A 22259-nucleotide genomic window follows, 5' to 3' on the forward strand; every position below is an offset into this window, starting at 1 on the left:
GACGATGTCTCTCGACTGGTTCGGATCGACGGGACACAGCGCGCCAGTGGGCGTGAATCACGCCCTTACCCCGGCTTGCCTCGCGCGGTCGCACAGAGGCCAAAGAGAAAGGCGCTGACCCACACTGGTGGGTCGGCGCCGGACCTCGATCTCAGACGTGGATACGGGCGACTTTACGACCCACCTTGAGGTACTGCTCGACGCCATCGAGTGCCCCGGCCTCGTTCACAACTGCGCCGAGCGCCTGTTGAACAGAAGCCTCCGTGAGCGGAGTCGGTTGCTGGTCTCCGTTCGATTCGCGGATCAGGCGGAGGCTTTTCTGCTGAGCCACACGGCGCACGGCGGAGATGCTGGGAGCGAAGTCCAGCGTGCGACTGATCAGCGTCCCGAGTGTGTCTTCGGCGTGGTCCTTGAGGGAGACGACGGGGAGGTTCTGGGCGTCTCCGAAGGAGCGCTTGGAGAAGCGCGCCGTGAACTCCGCGCGGGCCGCGGCAGCAGCGTCCAGACTGTGGAGGGCGGCCACCACCTCGCCGGCCAGGATGCGCTTGACCGCCATCGGGTGCGCCGTTCCCTCCTCCAGGCGCTTGGTGACCACGCGGATCTCGTCGTCCGTCCACTCGGTGAGCAGCTGGAGATACGGCTCGGTCAGGTGGTCGGGGATGGACATCAGCCGGCCGTAGACGTCATCAGGCGACGCCGTCAGGCCCACGTAGTTGTCCTTGCTCTTGCTCATCTTGGTGCCCGTGCCGTCGGTGCCCTCGATGAGCGGGGTGGTGATGACGACCTCGGGGGTCTGCTCCGAGATCTCCATCACCTTGCGGCACATCTGGAGGTTCAGCAGCTGGTCCACACCGCCGAGTTCGACATCGGCGTCGATGGCCACCGAGTCCCACGCCATGACGACGGAGTAGACGAACTCGGCGACCGACAGCCCATGGCCCTCGGCGAGCCGGGTGCGGAAGTCCTCGCGCTGGAGCGACATGGAGACCGGCACCCGGGGCGAGGACCCAGACGAGCTCCGGCAGGGTGACCTGGTTCAGCCACTCGCCGTTGAAACGCAGGTCGGCGCGCTCGAAGTCGATGAACGGCGTGACCTGCTGCTGGTAGCCGCTCAGGTTGCGGGCGATGTCCTCGTCGGTGGGGGGGCGGTCGCTCGGAGGAGCGTCCCGAAGGGTCGCCGATCTTGGCCGTGACGTCGCCGATGATGAAGACGACGTGGTGGCCCGTCCGCTGGAACTGGCTTGCGATAATGATCGGCACCGCGTGTCCGAGGTGGACATCCGGCGAGGGCGGGTCGATGCCGTACTTCACGACGAACGGCCGTCCCGCCGCCTGCGCGGCCTCGATCTTCTCGGCGAGCACCGTCGCTGAGGGGATAAGGTTGATCGCGCGCCGCTCGACCAGGGAGGCCTGCTCCTGGGGGGAGAGGTCGGAGAGGTCGAGGGAGCGCCTTGCTGTTGTCTCGCCGAGCAGTTGCGCGACCGTGTAGTCCGCGCCCAGGTCCGCTCCATCGAGGATGTGCATCACACGGGTGACGGACTCACTCAAACGGCTCATGGCACCTCTGCACTCCTGGGCCGGACAACATCCTTGTCCAGTAAGGATTTGGAAGCGGCGACACTACCGAGTAGGCGTTGTGCCAGTACATCGAATTTGGGAGACGGCAACTGCACGGCCCGCGCACCCTCTTGTTCGCTCCGGTAGCCCGCTCCTGTCTGCTCAGTGGGAGGGGGCGAGGCCGTCAGGCGGTCCGGATCTCGGTGCCGAGCGCCGCCGAGATGGCACGCTGGTGGACGAGGCCCGTACGCACCAGCCTAGCCTCCGGGGTGAAGCAGTCGACGATGGTCATGTGGTTCGCCGCTGGGCACACTCCTCCGTCGACGATGACGTCGGGTTCCAGGCCGGATGCGGCCAGGAAGGCGTGGACCTGGTCGAGGGTGATGGCCGGTCCGGGGTCGTTGGGGCCGGCGTCCCCGGAGATGTTGGCTGTGGTGGCCGCGAGAGGAACTTGCACCGTCGACGCGAGGTCCCCGAGGAACCCGGGGGCGATGGTGACCAGGGCGGGTGATCCGACTGCCGCGTGCTGGGCGGCGTCTGCCGCGTTCTGCCACGGCAGTAGCAAGGCGAGGTCGCCGGGCCAGAAGGCTGCGGCGAGGAGCCTGGCCTCCGGGCTGAGGCTGAAGCGTTCCTCGCAGGAGGTGGTGGAGGTGGCTACGTAGGCGAGGGGCTTGCCGCTCGGGCGGCGCTTGCCCGTGATGATGTCGTCGCACGCCTGCGCGTTGCTCGCGTCGGCGCAGACCATGTACCAGCGTCGGGTCGGGACGACGACGAGTCCTCCGCCCTCGATCGCCTGTGCTGCGGCTTCGAGGTCTTCGGGACCGATGACACGCATGGGCTACTCCTTGTCGACTGCGGGTTGAGAGGTCGCGGTGAGAGGTGGATAGTCGAGCCATGGGTCGCGCAGGGCTTCGAGGCGGCGGCGCGGGTGGTCCGGGTGGGAGACGCGGAAGTAGGCCATCACCCTGGGGAACGGGGTGAGGTTTCGTCCTACCGAGTGCGGGACGAGGTGGTGCATGAGCAGGACGTCGCCGGGGGCGCCGAGCAGGGGCACACCCTGCTCGTGGTCGACCTCTGGGGGCACCTGTTCCGTCATGCCGAGCGACCACTGAGTCCGGAACCAGCCCGCCATGGTGTGGTGACCGGCCGGCTGGTAGTGCAGCGCGCCGTCCTGCGCGCTGCTCACGTCGGACAGGATGACCCCGACGAGGAGCGAGAAGGTACGCAGTTCTCGCGGATCGAGGTGAGGGCAGGAGACCCCGTCCACGTGCATCGCCTTCTCCGGCTGCGCTTCGGGGAACTCCGACTCGGGCACGCGGATCTGGATCTGGGCGGTGGTGACGGGGAGGGTGTCCCCGAGGAGGTCGGTGGCGAGTTCGGCGGCGTCCGTCTCCCCGTACAGGGCGAGGATGTCGGGGTGGCTCCCGAGTTCGGGGGCGAAGGTGCGCTGACTGTAGGCCGGGATGTCGCCGGGTTTCAGGTCGCGGTACCAGGTTCCGACCAGGGAGGTGGCGCGTTGGACGAGTGCGGGGGCGACTAGTGCACGGCGTACGAGAACGCCCGCCTGTTTGAACGTGGTCTGCTCCTCAGACGTGAGGGGCATAGTGCCTCCGTAGGGTCTGCGACGGCCCATGGGACGTGGCCGTGTCGATGCGGTCGAGGACGTGCGTACTGGCGTCGAGCGCTGCGGTGAGGAGCTTCTGGCCCACTTCCGGGGTGGCCTTGCGCGGATCGCCGCCGATGACGCCGTCGGTGGAGAGCGCGGGGTCGTCGGAGGTCCAAGGCCAGGTGACGCCCCGATCGAGTACGAGCTGGCCGATCGCCCGGGGCTGGCCGGGGCCGGGGAACGTCTCGCTCGGCAGGAGGTCCAGTCGGACCCGGTCCGGGTCGAGGGCGAGCATGAGGGCGGTCTCCAGCGCCCCGGCATGCACCTCGGGCAGCTCGCTGTCGAGCGGAATGCGGCCGGCGGCGAGTGCGGCCGGGTGCAGTACGCAGGTGGTAACGCTGTGGGAGTGGCGGAGCTGGTGGACGACCGCTTCCAGCACGCCGCGGTTGCCGCCGTGTCCGTTGATGAGGAGCACGGAGCCGACGCGCGTGGAGCGGGTGTACTCGGTGACGAGCGTGGTGATCAGCGTGGCGTACAGGTGGAGGTCCAGGGTGATGGTCCCCGGCGTGCGAGCGTGTTCGGGCGAGAGACCGTAGGGGACGGCCGGTCCTACCCAGAGGTCGCACCGGCCCGCCACATGCGCGGCCAGACGGTGGGCGAAGCGCTCGGCGATGACGGTGTCGGTGTCCAGGGGCAGGTGTGGGCCGTGCTGTTCACCTCCTGCTCCGCCGCCCGAAGCGGATCAGGAACTCGTTCTCCTCCGGGAAGGTGTCGTCCTTACTGAAGTCCGTGAGCCGCTCCTTGACCGCGGTCTCGAATTCCGGCAGCCGGTCGCCGAAGAGGTGGGGTGCGGCGAAGGAGGTGGAGTAGAGGTAGCCGAGGATGCTCTCGGTGGTCCAGGTGCGGTGGACAGGGATTCGCGCCTCCTCGACCTGGTCGAAGGGCGACTCCTCCATGATCTCGCTGTAGGGGCGGTTGTGGTGCTGGAAGGTGCCGGAGCCGGCGCGCCGTTCCTGGCCGAGGAACGCCTTGATGACGTCTCGGGCGGCCTCCTTCCAGGGGTTGGTGGCGGTCCAGAAGCTGCTGTCGCCGAAGATGGCCACGACGCCGTCGGGAGCGACCTGGTCGTCCAGGCGGGTCAGTACGGCGGCCTGGTCGAGCCAGTGGAATGCGCGGCAGATCGTGACCAAGTCGGCCTTCCAGTCGGCGGGCGGCACGAAGTCCTCGGCGGTGCTCTCTACGAGCGACAGGCGTGTTCGCTCGGGGAGCTTCGGGCGTAGCGCCGACTCCGCCGCGGCGAGCATGTCGGCGTCGTTGTCGATGGCGATGATGTCGTCGAAGCGGCCGAGCAGTGCCTCAGCGACCAGTCCGGTGCCGGTGCCGACGTCCAGTAGGCGACGTGGACCGCCGGTACGGGTCGGTGCGGCCTGGTTCAAGGCTGCGGCGACGTCTTCCGGGATGCCGGGTCGGAACTGGCGGTAGTAGCTGGCGGTTCCGGTGAACAGGCTCATGAGGCGCTCCGTGGTGCGAGGTGCTGGATGTGGGCAGCGGCTGCCGCCAAGTCGTCGGCGACGAGCACACGGTGGTCAACGAGCAGGGATTCGTCGGGGACCTGTCTTCCGCGTGAGATCCACACGGGACGCGCCCCTGCTGCGATGGCACCCAAGATGTCGCACGCCCAGTCGTCACCGACGTGGATCAGGCCACTTGGGTCCGTGTGGAAGTGGTCGGTTACGGCCTGGAAGGCGCGACGGTCGGGCTTGGTGTGGCCGATGCGGCAGGACGGGAAGAAGTCGCTCACCCACGGGGAGAGGAGCGTGCGCATTCCGTCGGTGTCGGCGTCGACACATGTCACGTTGGAGAGGGTTACGACGGTTGCTACGGCACTGACCCGGCGCAGGGCCTCGATGGTACCGGGGTAGAGGCTGAACGGGGCCGGTGGCACATCGTGCGGGAACGTCTCTGCCGGCACCTGGATGGCCTCGCAGACCTCGTGGACCAGGGAGTCGGTCAAGACCGGGCGGGTGTGGAGGCTGGACCGAAGGATCTCGCGGGTACGCGCGGGAGGAAGCGGTGACGCCTCGACCAGCCGCATCGTCAGGCCGGGGCCGTCGGCCATGCCCAGGGTGCCCCCGACGTCCACCGAGACCAGCAGTTCGGGCCGTGACGTCACTGGGTCCTCCCCGTGGTGGCCGGGAGCGCGGAGACGACGGCTTCGATACGGGCCTGCCGGATGTCCGGCGTGGTGGCTTCGGAGAGGAACGTGAGAACGTACCGCAGCTCCGCTTCGTCGAGCGCGCCGAGTGATCGCCCTTCCTGATCGGCGGCGGCGTTGAGGTCCGGTGGGACGCTGCGGGGACGCAATCCGTGCGGCACGTGCAGTCGGCCGTGCCAGTGCTCGCCGTCAGCCGATGCCGGAAAGCCGTTCGTGGGGCGCAAGACGGTGACGTCGTCCAGCGTCAGGATGCGCACGGGGACGGACGAGTCCTCGATGTCGAGGCTTCCGGTGAGGAAGGTGTCGTGGCCGTCGAGTCGTCGCGACAGGCGGAGCAGGGGCCCTTCCGGACTGTGGGTAACCGTGCCCTCGACAGGGACGTTCAGTGAGGCGTTGGGCATGCTGTGCTCCTTGGTGTGGTGCCAAGACCTGGGGTGTCGGGCAGGCGGATGTGGCCCTTTTCAGGGCGGAGCGGCACCTCGTAGAGGCGTTGGCGACCGGGCTCCCACCGCAGCCGGTACTCGACGGCCGGGACGGCGTCGGGATAGGCGGCGGCGAGGTGGAGGCCGGGCAGGAATGAGCGACCGTGCGGGTACACGGGGACGCCATGGGCCTGGGCGACTGGGATGATCTGTGCCGCTCGGGTCAGACCGCCACATCCGACGGCGTCGAGGGTCAGGGCACTGGGCCGTATGTACTGGATCAGTCCGGCGGGGTCCTCGTCGCAGTGCGCGCGTTCGCCGACTGCCAAGGGCAACGGGGAAGCCGCCAGGAGTTCGTAGGTGTCCGCGTCGTGACGCAGGAGCGGGTCCTCCAGCCACCGAAGGCAGGCGGGATCGGCGGCCTGCGCGAAGGCCAGGGCAACGGCCGGTGTCCAGGTGCCGACCGCGTCGACGGCGAGCGGCGCGCCGAGAGCATCGGAGAAGAGCTCTACCGCTTGGGCCATGCGGGCCGCTGCTTCCCCCGACGGTTCGGCCGGATCGCGACGAAGCCCCCACTTGCTGAAGCTCCAGCCGCCGGCCATGACGCTGGTCAGCACGTTCGGGCTGTTGATGCTGCTGAGATCCTGGGTAAGCCAGGAGGCATACGCCGGGATGAGCGGCTGGGGGGCTGCGGTCGTAATGAGTTCGGCCACGCTGCGCTCGGCGAGTTGGCCGTGGAGGTCCCAGACGGCGCAGTCGACCGTGCCGACCGCCCACGAGGCCACCTCGGACGGATGCCTGCGAGCCGCAGTCCGCAGGCCGTCGAGCAGGCCAACGTGGTCGGTGACCAGCGCGTCCTTCGTCTCAGGGGCCAGTACGTCGTTCACGAAGCGTGCCACGCATTCCCCGACCGGGCCGTACCAGCCGACCGCGTGCCCAGCGCGGGCCGCGACGAAGAAGGTGTCGTCTCCGACTGCCGCGGGCTGCCTTGTCTGGACCACGTGGAGGTCCTGGATGGTCCACGAGGTCATCGGACCACCTCGCGGGAGGCCAGGAGGAGGTCGGCAGCCCGTTCGACTCCCGACACGTCCATGCCCATGGTGCGGGCGAGATCGCGCTGCAGCATCGGTCCGGCGGGCTCCTGCCAGCCGATGACGTCGACGGGGCGGCGAAGCCTTCCCGCCAACAGGCCCCACACAGCCGCCGGGTGGCCGAGAGTGAGGATGAAAACGGGAGCGTGGGCACCGAGATAGTGCTCGATCTCACGACCGTTCAGACCCCGTGGCCACACGCTTGGAGCACCGAGGACCGTGAGGTCCAGCAGATTGACGACTCGGACCCGGCACCGGTGACGGTTGCGAATGCGGTCGACGGCCTCCGTGGCCACGGCAGCGGGGATGTCACCTGCTGTCACGATTGTCAGGTCAGGCTCGTCATCGTCGCTGAGGTGCGACCACACCGCGAGACCACGGCTCTGTTCCTCGGCGAGGTATCCCGCTGGGTGGCGAGTGCGGCTGTGCTTGCCGGTGATGATCAGGTTGACGCGGTCCACAGAGTCGAGCGCCTCGTCCAAGACCGCCGCCGTCCGCGCCGGGTCCGCCGGCGTCAGCACGCGCACTCCGGGCGCGCCCAGTCCCAGCAGGGCTGTGGCGAGGGATGGGTCGCCGTGCGTGTGGACATTGTGCCAGCCGTAGGAGGTCAGGAGGACGTTGAGGCTGGGCAGGCCCCGCGCGCCGTCGAGGCGTCGCTGCTTGATGTGCCCCACCAGGCCGCTCGAGAGCAGAGGGGCGAAGCCTTCGTACGACACGAGCAGGCCCCGTCGCCCGCTGGCGGTCCAGCCAGCGAGCCACTCCAGCAGTATCTCCTCTGCCAGCAGCTCGTGAGCCCATCGCTCAGCTGTGAGATCGGGGAGACGGTTGGAGGCCAGTTCGTCGGGGCTGAGGAGCAGGAAGTCCCCTCGTTCGGCGTGCTGCCGGACAATCCCAGTGACCGCGCTTGCGAACGAAACCACACTGACCTCTCGTGGAGCAGGGGGAGTTGCCGACCGTGCGGAGGGAAGGGAGTACCAGCGAACCTGAGCGACCGCTTCCGCGAGAGACCCTCGGCTGTGCCCGTTCGCGTCGAAGAGCTGTGAAGGCCGGTAGGAGGCTAGCCAGTCATTGAGCTGCGCCAGTTGTTCCGCGTCGGCGCGCGGGTTCGTGAGGGGTGTCTTGTGCAGGGCAGGCGTACCGAGGAGCGTCTGGCTGCCGAGGGCGACGGGGCCGGTCCACCCCTTGACGCAGCGCAGGACGAGAGCTGTAGGCCTGCCATGCAGGGTGAACTCCATGGCCTCCCATAGAGCGGCGTGAAAGGAGGCGTGCTCGGCCTGTGATCCGGTGGTGACGTGGACGACCTCGACATCCCATCCAAGGCCGGCGAAGTACGCGCGAAGGCGATCGTCGTTCAGCCGTCCGAGCAGAGATGGACCACCCATGCGGAAGCCGTTCACGTGCACTACGGGAAGGACGGCAGCGCCAGCGAGGTCTCCGTGCGCGAGCCAAGCGGCTGCGGTGGTCGGAGTCTCGCACTCGCCGTCGCCGATCACAGGGACGACGACCCTACCGCGAGCGCCCAGGGCGGCTCCTTGGGCAAAGGGCAGGCAGCCGCCGAGGCGTCCGCCGAGAAAGGCACCTGCGGGAAGCGTCGGGGTGACCTCGGCACCCAGTCCATCCACGTCGGGGAACGACCTGGAAAGCCGTCGCAAACCGTCGGCGTCCGGGCCGAAATCGGGGCGCAGCCTGCCAAGCTCGCCCGTCACCCAGGAGGCGGAGAGCTGGACCACGCCAGCGTGCCCGGCTCCGAGCAGCGGCACGAGGCCGACTTCTTCTTCGAGGGCCCCGGCGGCGAGAGCGAGGTGGGACAAGGCCCAGGCCGTGCCCGGCACGGTTCCCCAGTGACCCGAGGGGCGCGACTTCACGTGTTCGGCGGTCAGCGGCTGACTGAGCAGGACGTTGTCCTGTAGGTGGAGTTGGCACACCGAGGCGTAGCAGACGGCTCTCCACAGGGCATCGGCCAGAACGGCATTGCCCTCCATCAGCCACCGACCAGGGGCTCGTCAGCGAAGGTGAAGTACCACAGGGGTCGGTAGCACTCCCATGCCGCAGGCCGCAGCCCGGAGGGCTTCATGATCTTCTCTATCTCGGTGCGGGCGCGGAGGTAGTACTCAAGCTCCTGGGCCCCCGAGGCGCGCAGGCCGGCCATGATGCGGTTGTGTGCCTGGTAGACCTGGAAGTTGGGGAACTCGGTCACGTACGGCGCGAGGGCCTCGACACCGGTGCGCAATGCGTCGAGGTCGTCCAGGCCCGCGATGTACGTGAACGACGTGCCGTGGCCGGCGGCGACCGCCCGCCTCAGCACTTCCGGCATCGAGGTGCTCGTCAGTACGGCCTTGCTGGCCTTCAGCAGAAGGTCGCGTCGGGTAAAGCACTCAGCGGTGAGCCGGAGCACGAAGGGGCCGACGTCGGCTAGCTCGTCGAACGCCTGCCTGGAGTGGAGCACTGAGGTGAGGAAGCCGAGCCGGGCTTCGATGCCGTACTCGACGAGTACCGAGCGCAGAGCCCGCAGATGGACAACGGCCGCGGGCTCCCGCTCAAAGCATCCGGTGGAGACGGTGACCTCTCGGACTTCCGTCAGGTTCCGCCGCGGGTGCTGTTCGCGCAGCGCGACGAGGAGTTCTCGGAGGTCCTGTTCCTCCGACAGCCGCGGGTCTGCCGCCGCTTCCAGTGTGTTGGGGCAGAAGGCGCAGCCCACGCATCGGCTACGGGCGTTCGGGTTGAGGGTCATAGCGGTGCCGTTGTCGCGGAAGTAGCCACCGACAGCCTCATCGGCATCGACACGCTCCACAAGGCCGATTGCGGATTCACCCAGCAGCAGTTGCCCGTCCGCCAAGAGGCGGAAGGGCGACTCCGCCGCGTTAAGCGGAACGATGAGCTGCCAGGGCACCGAACGTGCGCTGTCCAGCCGCACCTGCAAGCGGGCGCGGTGACGCGGGGCTTCCCCGTCGATTCCGTGGAGGTTGATCGCGATGAGCAAAGCGTCTTCGACCGGGATGCCGTACTGCTGCGCGAGTCGCTCTACGCCCGCGAGTGTGGACGTCGCGCCCGCCTGTCCGCCGAGTAAAGCTGTCACGCGCATGCTCCATCCATGAGGCGGGAGAGGGGATGGCGTCGGCGGAACCCGGGGGATGCTCCGTCGACGGCTTCCAAGAGCGTGCCGTCGTAGGGCAGGACGGCGAACCACGCGCAGGGATTTTTGGCGGACGTCCTGGGACGTTTTTCAGTAGACGGCGTGGGCCAGTGACCGTAGGTGAAGCATCAGGGCGGCGATGTCCGTGAGGTCGGCGAGCACGGTGCTCGCTCCGGCCTGCTTCAGCTCATCTGCGCTGTGGACACCGGAGGCCACGCCAATCACGTGCGCGCCGGAGTCGAGGGCGGCCTGGACATCACGCGGGGTGTCGCCGATGAGCACCACAGGCGTCTCGGCCGGGGTGCCATAGGCGGCGCGGACACGGCCCCGGGCGACGTCGACCAGATCCGCCCGGTCCGTCGCATCCGCTCCGTACGCCCCGCACTCCATATCGACCAGTCCGTCCAGCCCGAAGGCCCTGAGTTTGACCCGGGCATTCGCCCGGATGTTCCCGGTCAGGACTGAGGAGATCAGGCCGGGCTCGGCCGCCACCGCGGCGAGCGCCTCGCGAGCACCGGGAAGCGCTCGGCCACGACGGGCGAGATCAGCCTCCCGCGCTGCGCCGGCGGCCTCCAGGGCGGGCTGGATCAACGCCCACTCCGGTGACTCCATACCGTGGTCCCGGAACATCCCCGTGAGGATCAGTCGGTCGGTCCGGCCCTTGGTGCGGGCCGGATGGTCGGCGGCACGGCCGACGACGCCTTCGAACGCGGCGGCGTAGATCTCCTTGCTGACGCCGGAGTTCTCGATGAGGGTGTGGTCGATGTCCCAGAGCACGATCAGTGGCACCGGGCCAGCCTAGGCGTACGAACAGTTCCGGCCACAACCGCGTCCGCCGGGCTCATCGCACTTGCGGCCTGCTGCCACAGTCCGGTTGGCTTGCCTGAGTGAATGAACGACTGCGTTCCGCGCTCGTGCAACGCGGCCTGACCGTGGAGGAGTTGGCCGAAGCCTGCGCCGTGGATCCCAAGACTGCCAGCCGGTGGGTCGGCGGTCGGGTCCCCCACCGTCGGCACCGCTGGACGGTCGCAAACCTACTGAGCGTCGACGAGACATACCTGTGGCCGGAGAACGGCCAGGGAGCTCAACGGCCCGGTACGGCCCGCTCGGAACTCGTCGACACCTATCCCAACCGGGCGAGCGTCCCCCGCGATGTGTGGCTCTCCTTGCTCCTGGGGGCAATGAAGCAAGTTGACGTACTCGTCTTCTCAGGGACCTTCTTCGCGCAGACGAACCCGCACATCGCGAGGATGCTCCAGGAAAGGGCGCAGGCAGGCGTTCGTATCCGGCTGTGCTTCGGCGATCCGGACGGGGAGGCGGTCCGTGTCAGGGGCAGGGAGGAGGACATCGGAGACACGCTCGCGGCCAAGATCAAGGCGTCCCTCACGTACTACCGCGACCTCGTCGGCTACCCAGGCTGCGAGGTACGCCTTCACGACACGACACTCTACAACTCGATCTTCCGATACGACGACCACCTCATGGTCAACCCGCACATCTGGGGCCAGCCGGCCAGCGCCAACCCGCTACTCCAACTCCGCAACACCGACGGCGAAGAGTGGTTCCAGCGGTACAGCGACAGCTTCGAGGCCGTGTGGGAATCCGCGCGCCCCTGGGCGCCCAACAGTCAGGAGTAGCACCACCGTGGGCAGGACCGAGTACTACCACGACCCCAAGGCCCCCAAGGCCAACACCCTCATCCCCGCCAGCAACCTGCTCGTGGTCAACGACGAAGGCGCCATCCTCCTCCAGCGACGCCGCGACACCGGCCAGTGGGCCCTGCCCGGCGGAGCCCAGGACATCGGCGAGAGCCCGGCACGGTGCGCCGTCCGCGAGTGCGAGGAGGAGACCGGCATCGTCGCGGAGGTCACCGGTTTCCTCGGCGTCTACTCCAACCCGGACCACATCATCGAGTACACCGACGGCGAGATCCGGCAACAGTACGAGGCCGTGTACATCGGCCGCCCCGTCGGCGGCAAGCCCACCGTCAACGACGAGGCCGACGGCGTGCGCTGGGTTCACCCGGACGACCTGCACACGCTGGACATCCACGCGAGCATGCACGAGCAGATCGGCCACTACCTCACCGGGGCCTACCCCTACCTCGGGTGACGGCTCGCATTCACAACTCGAAGTCGGCCTCGACCGCGGCCGCCCGCACCCGATCCACACTCGCGTGGATGTGCGGCGCGGCCCGGCGAATGAAACGCCCCACCACGCTGTCCTCGCCGTAGCGGCCCAAGATCTCATGCAGCCGTTCATGGGACGTCGTCCGCCGGCCGTCCGGCGTCGTGGTCATATCGCAGTAGACCAGCGCATCCACCAGGAGCGGATCACCCAGGAGGGGGAACTCGTCGGTCAACTCGTCTCGTAGGCCACGCTCCTCGGCTTCCAGCAGGGCGTACGAGTGGTTCGCGACCAAGCGGACAACCCGTTCCTCCGCCGCGTGCACGCTCCAGAGGTACCGTGCTCCGTCCAGCGGATGGAATCCGGTTGAGACCAGCGGTGGCGCGTAGCCGATGTCATGGAGCACCGCAGCGGCTTCCAGTACCGGGGCGCTGTTGCCGACCAGCGGCGCCAGCATCCGGGCGCAAGCGGCAACGCCCTGCGTGTGTGCCCACCTGCGCGGGAGGCTGCTACTCAGCAGCTCGCCAGCCAGTTCATACGCCCAGTCAACCTCGGTCGTCGCCACGCGGGGAGGATAGGGCAGCAACGGCCAGAGCGTCTTGGGCATCCGTGATCGTGGGTAACGGGAAGCCCGGACGCTACAGGAGACACCGAAAGGTTTCTCGATTGCGGACGCGATCGCGGCGTCCGTATCCTTCCGGGCAACCCGTTGACGGAGACGAGTAGCCAGGGATCACGCGTGCCGAGAGAGCCGCCGACAGCTGGGAAGGCGGTCTCGCGCCCCGAGGTGAAGACCCTCCCGAGCGCGGGGAGGAACGGCCCCGCTTGGTGGCCCCATGCCCCGCCGACGGGCCCCCGTTACCGGGCCCGAAATGAGGCCGCCACCTCGTGGCGGCGGAATGCGGTGACACCGCTGGGCGGATTCGGATTCGAACAGAGTACGTGTTCTATCACGTGCACTGTGGGTCGGCAGGGCCCACAACACGGCGTCCTGGACCCTGGCCTCGGGCCTGATCGCCGTGGGCATGGACTGGAAGCAGGCGGTGTTCACCATCGCCTTGGCCAATGTGATCGCGCTGGTCCCGATGCTGCTCACCGGGCACGCGGGACCCAAGTACGGGATCCCCTTCCCGGTCTCCGCCCGCGCCTCCGACCCGCAGGGCTACATCTTCACCTGGCTCGGCCTGGTCGGCGGACTGCTCGGCACGGTGGCGGGCATTCTCATCGCCGACTACTGGATCCTGCGCCGCGGCTCCCTCGGCCTCGGGGACCTGTACCGCTCGGGCGGGCGCTACTGGTACGAGGGTGGCTGGAACTGGCGGGCCGTCGTCGCCTTCGTGGTGGGCGGCGTCCTGGCGATCGGCGGCGCCGACTTCCATCCGCTGGTCGACGGACGTCCGATCCCGGCCCTCAGGCCCCTTGCGGACTACGGCTGGGCGGTGGGCCTCGGTACGTCGCTAGTGCTGTACGTGGTGCTCATGCTGCTGCGGGGACGGGAGAGGGCCGCGGCCTGACCCGGCCCGCGCTGGAGGACGGTCAGCCCTTCGTCTGGCCGTTCTCCAGCGCGGCCACCGCGTCCTTGGCGGCCTTGATGGCGCCCTTGTTGATCTCGTCCGTACTCGGCGCCTTCTTCGTCTCGAAGTCACTGCCGTTGTAGGTGATGGACACCAGCGCGTTGGACACGCGGACCAGCACCACGCCCTCACGGGTCTGCTGCTTGTCCTCGGTGGTGAGGTTCACCACCGAGTAGCCCGAATCGCCGAGGCCGGGGACCGCGCCGCCGCCGCTCTTCTCCGTGGTCCGCTCGGTGTACGACTTCTGCGCCTGGGCGTTGGAGCCGGTGATCTCGAAGGAGACGTCGAGCCAGCGGTAGTCGTAGCCCTTGAGCGCGTTCCAGGAGCAGGTGCGCCGGACGGACTTGTCCGTCGACGGGATCTCCTTCCCGTCCGTCTTGGCGCCGGGGACGAGCGACTCGATCGTCTTGGTGGCCACGGCGCCGCACGGCGCAGGCGCGGCGGAGTAGGTCTTGGCCGCCGGCGCGGTGGCGGTGGTGGAGGCGCCCCCGGCGCTCTCGGTGCCTTGCGTGCTCGGGGTCCCCTGCGCCGCCTTCTGGTCGGTGGCCGGGGCGGCGGCGAGCGGCCCGGACGACAGGGACCAGCCCGCCGCGGCGAGGACGGCGACCGGCAGTAGGCGTGCGGTCAGGGCGAGCGGCAGAGGAAGAGACTGCACGGGCGCTCTCGTGGGGGACGGTGCGGAGTGGGGGTCCACACTGCGGACGGGACGCCAGTGTCACATGACTGCCCGTGAGGCGGAAGTGCGAACTCGCTCCGTGCCTGCTCGGTGACAGCGGACGGCTGTTGACGGGCCGTGAGGTCTGTACGTCCTTGCTGGGGTGTGCCGCTTTTGTCCTCGCCGTCAGGACCTGGACGGGCTCTGCGTGCCGCGTAGTCGCGGAGGGGATCCGGGGTTCGAGGGGCGTGGCTCCGGTCCGTCGTGCGTGTCTTGAGCCTGGCCTCGTACGCGGGTCATCACCCCGGCCGTCGTACGCGGATCATTTCTCGGCCGTCGGGCGTGCTTCATCACCCCGGCTCGTCGTCCCCTTCTGCGAGTCGGGTTCGTCGGCGGCACAGGGGGCGGTGCCGCTCACAGCATCAGCGAGATGGCGTACGCCAGGAAGAACCCGGCCACCAGCACGGTCACGATCATGATCGCGATCAGTGGCCCCATGGCCCAGCCTCGTTGCCGCTGGTACTCCAGTTGCGGAACGGCCTCTTCGACGCTGCTCTCGCCTGGTGGGGTCTCGCCCGGCGGAACCCCGCCCTGCTCCACCCTCGGCCTCCATGACGATGCCGCGGGGGCTCCGTAGCGGTCGTCCCAGGCGCCGCTCATTCCGCTGTTCCGGTGCATCTGGTTCATGTCTTCCGAATACCCCGGCCACCTGCGGTCAAGCAGGCATATCGGGATAAAAAGGGCAGGTGCTGCCTTAGTCGCACCGGGGGTGCGTACGATCGCCGCACCGGACGGCGAGCAGTGAGGAGTTTCCGATGTTCACCACCCGCCCCACGCTCCAGGGCACCTTCGGCATGGTCTCCTCCACCCACTGGCTGGCCTCGCAGTCGGCCATGGCGGTGCTGGAGGACGGCGGCAACGCCTTCGACGCCGCAGTGGCCGGAGCGTTCGTGCTGCATGTGGTGGAGCCGCATCTGAACGGACCCGCCGGGGAGGTCCCGATCCTGCTCGCCCCCGCCGGCGGTGAGGTACGGGTGCTGTGCGGTCAGGGCGTCGCACCCGCGGGGGCCACGATCGCCCACTACCGGGGACTCGGTCTGGATCTCGTGCCCGGCACCGGACCCCTCGCCGCGGCTGTCCCCGGCGCCTTCGACGCCTGGATGCTCCTGCTGCGCGACCATGGTACGAAGCCCCTCGCCGACGTCCTGAAGTACGCCATCGGCTATGCCGAGCACGGGCACGCGCCAGTGGAGCGCGTCGGCGAGACCGTCGAAAGCGTCCGCGAGCTGTTCGAGACGGAGTGGACCTCCTCGGCCGAGGTGTACCTCCCGAACGGGAAGGCACCCGTCCCCGGTGAGCTGCTGCGCAATCCCGCGCTGGCCGCCACCTGGAAGCGGCTGCTCGCCGAGGTCTCCGGGGCGGGGGACCGGGAGGCGCAGATCGAGGCCGCCCGGCGGGTGTGGCGGTCGGGCTTCATCGCGGAGGCGCTCGTGCGGCAGGCGCGGCGGCCCACCAAGGACACCAGCGGCGAGCGCCACAGCGGCACCCTGACCGCCGACGACCTGGCCTCCTGGTCCGCCTCCTACGAGCGGCCCGCCACCTATGACTGGAACGGCTGGACGGTGTGCAAGGCAGGCCCCTGGAGCCAGGGCCCGGCCCTGCTCCAGCAGCTCGCCCTGCTCCCGCCCGAGCTGCCCCGCTACGGCTCCGCGGACTATGTCCACCTGCTGATCGAGGGCTGCAAGCTCGCCATGGCCGACCGCGAGGCCTGGTACGGCGACGCGGCCGAGGTGCCGCTGGGCGACCTGCTCTCGGACGCCTACAACGCCGGGCGGCGCGACCTCGTCGGCGCCAAGGCCTCCTACGAGGTGCGCCCCGGCGCACCCAGGGGCCGCGCTCCCCGCCTGAGCGAGTACGCGTGCGTGGTGGCCGCCGACGACCCCGGCTTCGACCCCATGGGGGCCGGCGAACCGACGGTCGCCAAGAGCCCGACCTCCCCGGTGCCCGGCGAACCGGACGTCGCCGCCGACGGGACCACCCGCGGCGACACCTGCCACCTGGATGTCGTCGACCGTTGGGGCAACATGGTCGCCGCCACGCCCAGCGGTGGCTGGCTGCAGTCCAACCCGGTCGTGCCCGAGCTGGGCTTCCCACTCGGCACCCGGCTGCAGATGAGCTGGCTGGACGAGGGCCTGCCGAACTCCCTCACCCCGCGCCGACGCCCCCGGACCACCCTCACCCCCACGATGGCGCTGCGCGACGGTGTGCCGGTGCTGGCGTTCGGCACGCCCGGCGGAGACCAGCAGGACCAGTGGCAGATGCACTTCTTCCTGGCGGCCGCCCTGCTCCCGGAGGTCCGCGGCGGGCTGGACCTGCAGGGCGCCATCGACGCCCCGAACTGGCACAACGACAGCTTCCCCGGCTCCTTCTACCCGCGCGGTATGCGCCCCGGCAGCGTCACCGTGGAGTCCCGCATGGACTCCGCGGTGGTCGAGGAGCTGCGCCGGCGCGGCCATGACGTGACCGTCGGCGGCGCCTGGTCCGAGGGGCGGCTGTGCGCGGTGGCCCGGGAGCCGCGGACGGGGGTGCTGTCCGCCGCGGCCAATCCGCGCGGGATGCAGGGGTATGCGGTCGGCCGCTAGGCGGGAGCGGCGGGCCGCCGAGGTCGCGCTGCCGGGCCGGAGTGGCGCGGCCGGGCCGGTTACCCCGGTGGCGACGGGCGATCGAGTGTGCCCGCGTCCCGATCAACGAAGTCTCCAATTCATCCGGATTCCACCGGTGGTACACCGGGCCGGGGGGGATTGTCAGCGTCGCGTGCTCTCATGGACGCATGATCGAAGGCTTTGAAACCATCGACGAGTTTCTCGCTCATCGCACGTCAGACGTGGAGGAGGCCGTCCGCACGGCGGCCGCCACCGAGATCATGCCGCGCTTTCGCCGGCTCGCCGCAGACGAGATCGACGAGAAGAGCGGCCCGCACGACCTGGTCACCGACGCCGACCGCAAGGCCGAGGCCTACCTCACCGAGGCGCTCGTCAAGCTGCTGCCCGGCTCGGTCGTGGTGGGCGAGGAGGCGGTCCACGCCAATCCGGCGACGTACGAGGCGGTGCGGGGCAGCGAGCCCGTCTGGATCGTCGACCCGGTCGACGGCACCCGGCAGTTCGTCCACGGCGACCTCGGGTTCTGCACGCTGGTCGCCCTCGCGCAGGACGGCGTCCTGCTGGCCTCGTGGACCTACGCACCGGCCCAGAACAAGCTCGCCACGGCCGTACGGGGACAGGGCGCCTTCCTCGACGGCGTACGCCTGCGCTCCGGCTCACCCGCCCCGGGCCGCGACCTGGAGGTGGCCACCTCGCACCCGTACTACACGACGGACGAGCAGAAGCGCGCGCTCCTCGGCCTGCAGACCGAGGGAATACGCCCGCGCTCGTGCGGCTCGGCGGGCCTCGAGTATCTGAAGATCGCCCAGGGCCTGCTGGACGCCACCGCCTTCTCCTGGGAAGCGGCATGGGACCACGCGGCGGGCATCCTCCTGGTCGAGGAGGCGGGCGGCGCCCACCTCACGATCACGGGTGAGCCGTACCGCGTCACCGGCGGCAACACCCTGCCGTTCACCGCCGCCAGGGACGAGGCCACGGCCCGGCGGGTGGTGGGACTGCTGTCGGGCGGCGTCTGAACCCGGAAGCGCCCGCAACGCCCTTGCGTCCAGGCCGACATCGCCGTCACCGCCGGATCCGGCGGCCGCCACCCGCACCTCCGCACTGTCAGTGCCCCGGCATATCCTGAATGCCTGTGGGCGTCGGCTGACGAAGGAGTCCGAGGTGCCGTCGATGCACGATGCGGTCGTGGTGGGAGCGGGGCCCAACGGACTGACGGCCGCCGTGGAGCTGGCTCGCCGGGGATTCTCCGTGGCCGTCTTCGAGGCCCGCGACACCGTCGGCGGAGGCGCCCGGACGGAGGAGCTGACGCTGCCCGGGTTCCGGCACGACCCGTGCTCGGCGGCCCACCCCCTCGGTATCAACTCGCCGGCCTTCCGGGCACTGCCCCTGGAGCGCTACGGCCTCGAATGGCTGCACGCCGAGCTGCCCATGGCGCACCCCTTCCCCGACGGCAGCGCCGCGGTGCTCTCCCGTTCCGTCGCCGAGACCGCCGCCTCGTTCGGGCCGCACGACGCGGGGGCCTACCGCAGGCTGGTCGAGCCCTTCCTCGGCCGCTGGGACACCCTGGCCCGTGACTTCATGTCCCTGCCGCTCACCGCGCTCCCTCGTGACCCGGTCACCTTGGCCCGGTTCGGCCTCGTCGGGCTGCCCCCGTCGACCTGGCTGATGCGCCGCTTCCGCGACGAGCGGGCGAAAGCCCTGTTCGCCGGTCTCGTCGCCCATGTGATCGCCCCGCTCGACGGCTTCGCCACCGGCGCGATCGGCCTGGTGTTCGCGCTGGCCGCGCACGCCCGCGGCTGGCCGGTGGCCCGCGGCGGCTCCCAGTCCGTCTCGGACGCCCTCGCCGCCTACCTCAAGGACCTCGGCGGCACCGTCCACACCGACTACGAGGTCAAGCGCCTCGACGACCTGCCCCCGGCGCGCGCCTACATCTTCGACACCTCGCCCACCGCCCTGGCCCGCATCGCAGGTCTCGGCCGGTACTACGACGGCTTCCGGTACGGCCCCGGCATCTTCAAGATCGACTACGCCCTGGACGGCCCCGTGCCCTGGACCGCGAAGGAACCGCGTGTCGCGACCACCGTCCAGATCGGCGCCGACAAGGCGGAGATCGGCCATGCCCTGCGCGCCGCTTCCCGGGAGGGCCGCGCCCCCGACAAACCCTTCCTGATCACCGTGCAGCCCAGCGTCGCCGACCCCACCCGGGCACCGGAGGGCAAGCACGTCTTCTGGGCGTACGGCCATGTGCCGAACGGCTGGACGGGAGACCTCACCGACGCCATAGAACGCCAACTCGAGCGCTTCGCGCCGGGCTTCCGCGACCGCGTCCTCGCCCGCGCCACCGCGGGCCCGCCCGAACTGGCCGCCCGCAACGCCAACTACGTCGGCGGTGACATCGCCTCCGGCGCGGTGTCCGGTCTCCAGCTCCTGCTGCGCCCCAAACCGTCCCTGTTCCCGTACAACACCCCCCACCCGGCCGTCTTCATCTGCTCCTCGGCCACCCCGCCGGGCCCCGGAGTGCACGGCATGTCGGGGCACAACGCGGCGAAGGCCGTTTGGAGGAGGCTGAGAGCGACATGACCGGTCTCACCCTGGTGCTGGGCGACATCACCCGGCAGAGCGCCGACGCGATCGTCAACGCGGCCAACTCCTCGCTGCTCGGCGGCGGAGGCGTGGACGGCGCGATCCACCGGCGCGGCGGGCCCGCGATCCTCGAGGAGTGCCGCGCACTGCGTGCCTCCCACTACGGCAAGGGACTGCCCACCGGCCAGGCGGTCGCCACGACCGCGGGCGAACTGGACGCACGCTGGGTGATCCACACCGTCGGCCCGGTCTGGTCCGCCACCGAGGACCGCTCCGAGCTGCTGGCCTCCTGCTACCGGGAGTCCCTCAGGGTCGCCGACACACTGGGCGCCCGGACGGTCGCGTTCCCGGCCGTCTCCACGGGTGTCTACGGCTGGCCGCTGGACGACGGAGCCCGTATCGCGGTCGAGACCGTGCGGAGCGTGGCGACCGACGTCGTGGAGGTGCGGTTCGTCCTCTTCGACGAGCGGGCCTACGAGGCGTTCGCCGCCCACGTCGTCTGACGCGGGCACTCTCGGCCGGGACGCACCGCGGCCCGTTCCGGCGCCGCTGGCGATCGGGACAGTGCCAGGTAGGCTCACGTACATGTCGGATTTCCGCCAGCCCGGCCGCCGGTCATGACCCATGCTGGAGGCATGCGGAACGGGATGCACACCGACAGGGAGCGCTGCGTGCGCGCGGTGCAGTCGAAGGACGCACGCTTCGACGGCTGGTTCTTCACCGCCGTCCTGACCACGCGGATCTACTGCCGACCCAGCTGCCCGGTGGTGCCGCCGAAGCCGGAGAACATGACGTTCTACCCGAGTGCGGCCGCCTGCCAGCAGGCCGGATTCCGGGCCTGCAAGCGGTGCCGCCCGGACACCAGCCCCGGCTCGCCGGCCTGGAACCAGCGGGCCGACCTGGTCGCCCGCGCCATGCGGCTGATCGCCGACGGCGTCGTCGACCGGGAGGGCGTGCCCGGGCTGGCCGCGCGCCTCGGCTACAGCACCCGCCAGATCGAGCGCCAGCTCCTCGCCGAGCTGGGTGCAGGACCCCTCGCGCTCGCCCGGGCGCAGCGCGCCCAGACGGCCCGGCTCCTCATCGAGACGACCGCGCTGCCGATGGCGGAGATCGCGTTCGCGGCCGGCTTCTCCTCGATCCGCTCCTTCAACGACACAGTCCGTGAGGTCTTCGCGCTGGCGCCGGGCGAACTGCGCGCCCGCTTGCCGAAGACGACGGCGATCGCGCCCGGTGTCCTGACCCTGCGGCTGCCCTTCCGGGCCCCGCTCAACCCGGACAACCTCTTCGGCCACCTCGCCGCGACCGCCGTACCCGGCGTCGAGGAATGGCGCGACGGCGCCTACCGGCGCACCCTCCGGCTGCCGTACGGCCACGGGATCGTGGCCCTGACACCGCGGCCCGACCACATCGGCTGCCGTCTGACCCTGAGTGATCTGCGCGACCTGCCCGTGGCGATCAGCCGCTGCCGCCGGATGCTCGACCTGGACGCCGATCCCGTCGCGGTGGACGACCAGCTGCGCGCCGATCCGCTGCTGGCACCGCTGGTCGACAAGGCCCCGGGCCGCAGGGTCCCGCGCACCGTGGACGAGGACGAGTTCGCCGTACGGGCCGTCCTCGGCCAGCAGGTGTCCACGGCCGCCGCCCGCACCCACGCGGCCCGTCTGGTCACGGCGTACGGCGAGGCGGTCGAGGACCCGGAGGGCGGCCTCACCCACCTCTTCCCGGCACCCGAGGCGCTCGCCGCGCTCGACCCCGAGTCGCTCGCGATGCCCCGCACCCGCCGCACCACGTTCACCACCCTGGTCCGCCGGCTCGCGGACAAGGAGATCCACTTGGGCGTGGAGAGCGACTGGGAGGAGACCCGGGCCCGCCTGCTCGCGCTGCCCGGCTTCGGCCCCTGGACCGTCGATGTGATCGCGATGCGCGCCCTCGGCGACCCCGACGCCTTCCTGCCCACCGACCTCGGCATCCGGCGCGCGGCCCAGGGGCTGGGCCTGCCGTCCACCCCGGCCGCGCTCACGGCCCGGGCGGCGGCCTGGCGGCCCTGGCGGGCGTACGCGGTCCAGTACCTCTGGGCGACCGACGGCCACCCCATCAATTTCCTGCCTGTGTAAGGACGTTCCATGAAGCAGTACACGGTCATCGACAGCCCCTACGGTCCGCTCACCCTCGTCGCCGACGACGGCGTCCTGTGCGGTCTGTACATGGTCGGCCAGCGCCACCGCCCACCCGAGGAGAGCTTCGGCGAGCCGGACGACACCCCCTTCGGGGAGGCGATCGATCAACTGCGGGCCTACTTCGCGGGCGAGTTGAAGGAGTTCACCCTCGAACTGCGCCTGCACGGCACGCCGTTCCAGCGCAGCGTCTGGGAGCAGCTGTCCCGGATCCCCTACGGCGAGACCCGCTCGTACGGCCAACTGGCCGACGCCCTGGGCAATCCCGGCGCCTCACGTGCCGTCGGCCTCGCCAACGGCAAGAACCCCGTCGGCATCATCGTCCCCTGCCACCGTGTGATCGGCGCGGGCGGCGGCCTGACGGGCTACGGCGGCGGCCTCGACCGCAAGAGGCGCCTGCTGGACTTCGAACAGGGAGCGGGTCTGTTCTGAAGGCGGCGGTGCCGGGCGCGTGCGCCCGGC

The 22259-nt window shown here is 70.0% G+C and carries 21 protein-coding genes and 2 pseudogenes; 9 read left to right on the forward strand and 14 right to left on the reverse strand.

Annotated elements, in window-relative coordinates:
* Positions 1–151: 151 nt before the first annotated feature.
* The 11 genes and pseudogenes from tyrS to ACWDA7_RS24050 all read right to left on the reverse strand — a co-directional run bounded on the left by tyrS (position 152) and on the right by ACWDA7_RS24050 (position 10813).
* Positions 152–1557, reverse strand: a pseudogene (gene tyrS, locus ACWDA7_RS24000) (tyrosine--tRNA ligase).
* Between the two features lie 184 nt (positions 1558–1741).
* Entirely contained in the window at positions 1742–2392 is a 651-nt protein-coding gene (locus tag ACWDA7_RS24005; RefSeq protein WP_450606265.1) for an L-threonylcarbamoyladenylate synthase, read from the reverse strand.
* A gap of 3 nt (positions 2393–2395) precedes the next feature.
* Positions 2396–3160: a phytanoyl-CoA dioxygenase family protein gene (locus tag ACWDA7_RS24010; protein WP_450606266.1), complete on the reverse strand. Its 765-nt coding sequence runs from the start codon at positions 3158–3160 to the stop codon at positions 2396–2398.
* Positions 3144–3866: pseudogene (locus ACWDA7_RS24015) on the reverse strand (creatininase family protein); the annotation flags it as partial. The gene ACWDA7_RS24010 and the pseudogene ACWDA7_RS24015, both read right to left, overlap by 17 nt.
* 10 nt (positions 3867–3876) lie before the next feature.
* Positions 3877–4674, reverse strand: a complete 798-nt coding sequence (locus tag ACWDA7_RS24020) for a class I SAM-dependent methyltransferase (protein ID WP_450606267.1) — start codon at positions 4672–4674, stop codon at positions 3877–3879.
* Positions 4671–5336, reverse strand: a complete 666-nt coding sequence (locus ACWDA7_RS24025) for an HAD family hydrolase (RefSeq protein ID WP_450606268.1) — start codon at positions 5334–5336, stop codon at positions 4671–4673. The genes ACWDA7_RS24020 and ACWDA7_RS24025 overlap by 4 nt, the downstream gene beginning before the upstream one ends.
* Positions 5333–5779, reverse strand: a complete 447-nt coding sequence (locus tag ACWDA7_RS24030; protein ID WP_450606269.1) for a hypothetical protein — start codon at positions 5777–5779, stop codon at positions 5333–5335. Before ACWDA7_RS24030 ends, ACWDA7_RS24025 begins: the two co-directional genes overlap by 4 nt.
* The gene (locus ACWDA7_RS24035; RefSeq protein ID WP_450606270.1) at positions 5761–6831 is read right to left on the reverse strand and encodes an enolase C-terminal domain-like protein; all 1071 of its coding nucleotides are present in this window, start codon (positions 6829–6831) and stop codon (positions 5761–5763) included. The genes ACWDA7_RS24030 and ACWDA7_RS24035 overlap by 19 nt, the downstream gene beginning before the upstream one ends.
* Positions 6828–8873 carry a phosphoketolase family protein gene (locus ACWDA7_RS24040; protein ID WP_450606271.1) on the reverse strand — a complete coding sequence of 682 codons (2046 nt, stop codon included), beginning with the start codon at positions 8871–8873 and terminating at the stop codon, positions 6828–6830. The genes ACWDA7_RS24035 and ACWDA7_RS24040 overlap by 4 nt, the downstream gene beginning before the upstream one ends.
* Positions 8873–9967: a hypothetical protein gene (locus tag ACWDA7_RS24045; protein ID WP_450606272.1), complete on the reverse strand. Its 1095-nt coding sequence runs from the start codon at positions 9965–9967 to the stop codon at positions 8873–8875. Before ACWDA7_RS24045 ends, ACWDA7_RS24040 begins: the two co-directional genes overlap by 1 nt.
* Positions 9968–10114: 147 nt before the next feature.
* Positions 10115–10813, reverse strand: coding sequence for an HAD family hydrolase (locus ACWDA7_RS24050; protein ID WP_450606273.1), 699 nt, complete (start codon positions 10811–10813; stop codon positions 10115–10117).
* Positions 10814–10911: 98 nt separating this feature from the next.
* On the opposite strand from ACWDA7_RS24050, the gene ACWDA7_RS24055 reads away from it, so the two are divergent.
* Positions 10912–11661 (forward strand): helix-turn-helix domain-containing protein, encoded by a 750-nt coding sequence (locus ACWDA7_RS24055; protein WP_450606274.1) that lies wholly within the window; start codon positions 10912–10914, stop codon positions 11659–11661.
* Positions 11662–11668: 7 nt separating this feature from the next.
* Positions 11669–12136, forward strand: a complete 468-nt coding sequence (locus tag ACWDA7_RS24060) for an NUDIX hydrolase (protein WP_450606275.1) — start codon at positions 11669–11671, stop codon at positions 12134–12136.
* A 10-nt stretch (positions 12137–12146) separates the two neighbouring features.
* Here the strand turns inward: ACWDA7_RS24060 and ACWDA7_RS24065 are convergent, their stop codons facing one another.
* A complete protein-coding gene (locus tag ACWDA7_RS24065; protein ID WP_450606276.1) occupies positions 12147–12716 on the reverse strand; it encodes an HD domain-containing protein in 570 nt (189 codons plus the stop codon).
* A gap of 394 nt (positions 12717–13110) precedes the next feature.
* Between ACWDA7_RS24065 and ACWDA7_RS24070 the strand changes: the two genes are divergently transcribed.
* The gene (locus ACWDA7_RS24070) at positions 13111–13665 is read left to right on the forward strand and encodes a cytosine permease (protein WP_450606282.1); all 555 of its coding nucleotides are present in this window, start codon (positions 13111–13113) and stop codon (positions 13663–13665) included.
* Between the two features lie 22 nt (positions 13666–13687).
* Here the strand turns inward: ACWDA7_RS24070 and ACWDA7_RS24075 are convergent, their stop codons facing one another.
* Entirely contained in the window at positions 13688–14380 is a 693-nt protein-coding gene (locus ACWDA7_RS24075; RefSeq protein WP_450606277.1) for a hypothetical protein, read from the reverse strand.
* A 414-nt stretch (positions 14381–14794) separates the two neighbouring features.
* Positions 14795–15067: a DUF6480 family protein gene (locus ACWDA7_RS24080; protein ID WP_450606278.1), complete on the reverse strand. Its 273-nt coding sequence runs from the start codon at positions 15065–15067 to the stop codon at positions 14795–14797.
* Positions 15068–15195: 128 nt separating this feature from the next.
* On the opposite strand from ACWDA7_RS24080, the gene ACWDA7_RS24085 reads away from it, so the two are divergent.
* The 6 genes from ACWDA7_RS24085 (at position 15196) to ACWDA7_RS24110 (ending at position 22229) form a co-directional block, all read left to right on the forward strand.
* Positions 15196–17022 (forward strand): gamma-glutamyltransferase family protein, encoded by a 1827-nt coding sequence (locus ACWDA7_RS24085; protein ID WP_450606279.1) that lies wholly within the window; start codon positions 15196–15198, stop codon positions 17020–17022.
* Positions 17023–17210: 188 nt separating this feature from the next.
* Positions 17211–18056 carry an inositol monophosphatase family protein gene (locus tag ACWDA7_RS24090; protein ID WP_450606280.1) on the forward strand — a complete coding sequence of 282 codons (846 nt, stop codon included), beginning with the start codon at positions 17211–17213 and terminating at the stop codon, positions 18054–18056.
* A 154-nt stretch (positions 18057–18210) separates the two neighbouring features.
* Positions 18211–19620 (forward strand): phytoene desaturase family protein, encoded by a 1410-nt coding sequence (locus tag ACWDA7_RS24095; RefSeq protein ID WP_359398197.1) that lies wholly within the window; start codon positions 18211–18213, stop codon positions 19618–19620.
* On the forward strand, positions 19617–20126 hold the full coding sequence (locus ACWDA7_RS24100; RefSeq protein ID WP_450606281.1) for an O-acetyl-ADP-ribose deacetylase: 510 nt from the start codon (positions 19617–19619) through the stop codon (positions 20124–20126). Before ACWDA7_RS24095 ends, ACWDA7_RS24100 begins: the two co-directional genes overlap by 4 nt.
* Before the next feature lie 144 nt (positions 20127–20270).
* Positions 20271–21737, forward strand: coding sequence for an AlkA N-terminal domain-containing protein (locus ACWDA7_RS24105; RefSeq protein WP_450606283.1), 1467 nt, complete (start codon positions 20271–20273; stop codon positions 21735–21737).
* Positions 21738–21746: 9 nt separating this feature from the next.
* On the forward strand, positions 21747–22229 hold the full coding sequence (locus tag ACWDA7_RS24110; protein WP_432934394.1) for a methylated-DNA--[protein]-cysteine S-methyltransferase: 483 nt from the start codon (positions 21747–21749) through the stop codon (positions 22227–22229).
* Positions 22230–22259: the final 30 nt, after the last annotated feature.

The organism is Streptomyces sp. NPDC001156 (assembly GCF_053598275.1).

What these genes read in the sequence shown, in the direction of transcription:
- ACWDA7_RS24005 (WP_450606265.1), bottom strand. Translation starts at nt 2,392, where the DNA reads ATGCGTGTCATCGGTCCCGAAGACCTCGAAGCCGCAGCACAGGCGATC.
- ACWDA7_RS24010 (WP_450606266.1), bottom strand. Translation starts at nt 3,160, where the DNA reads ATGCCCCTCACGTCTGAGGAGCAGACCACGTTCAAACAGGCGGGCGTT.
- ACWDA7_RS24020 (WP_450606267.1), bottom strand. Translation starts at nt 4,674, where the DNA reads ATGAGCCTGTTCACCGGAACCGCCAGCTACTACCGCCAGTTCCGACCC.
- ACWDA7_RS24030 (WP_450606269.1), bottom strand. Translation starts at nt 5,779, where the DNA reads ATGCCCAACGCCTCACTGAACGTCCCTGTCGAGGGCACGGTTACCCAC.
- ACWDA7_RS24035 (WP_450606270.1), bottom strand. Translation starts at nt 6,831, where the DNA reads ATGACCTCGTGGACCATCCAGGACCTCCACGTGGTCCAGACAAGGCAG.
- ACWDA7_RS24040 (WP_450606271.1), bottom strand. Translation starts at nt 8,873, where the DNA reads ATGGAGGGCAATGCCGTTCTGGCCGATGCCCTGTGGAGAGCCGTCTGC.
- ACWDA7_RS24080 (WP_450606278.1), bottom strand. Translation starts at nt 15,067, where the DNA reads ATGAACCAGATGCACCGGAACAGCGGAATGAGCGGCGCCTGGGACGAC.
- ACWDA7_RS24085 (WP_450606279.1), top strand. Translation starts at nt 15,196, where the DNA reads ATGTTCACCACCCGCCCCACGCTCCAGGGCACCTTCGGCATGGTCTCC.
- ACWDA7_RS24090 (WP_450606280.1), top strand. Translation starts at nt 17,211, where the DNA reads ATGATCGAAGGCTTTGAAACCATCGACGAGTTTCTCGCTCATCGCACG.
- ACWDA7_RS24095 (WP_359398197.1), top strand. Translation starts at nt 18,211, where the DNA reads ATGCACGATGCGGTCGTGGTGGGAGCGGGGCCCAACGGACTGACGGCC.
- ACWDA7_RS24100 (WP_450606281.1), top strand. Translation starts at nt 19,617, where the DNA reads ATGACCGGTCTCACCCTGGTGCTGGGCGACATCACCCGGCAGAGCGCC.
- ACWDA7_RS24105 (WP_450606283.1), top strand. Translation starts at nt 20,271, where the DNA reads ATGCACACCGACAGGGAGCGCTGCGTGCGCGCGGTGCAGTCGAAGGAC.
- ACWDA7_RS24110 (WP_432934394.1), top strand. Translation starts at nt 21,747, where the DNA reads ATGAAGCAGTACACGGTCATCGACAGCCCCTACGGTCCGCTCACCCTC.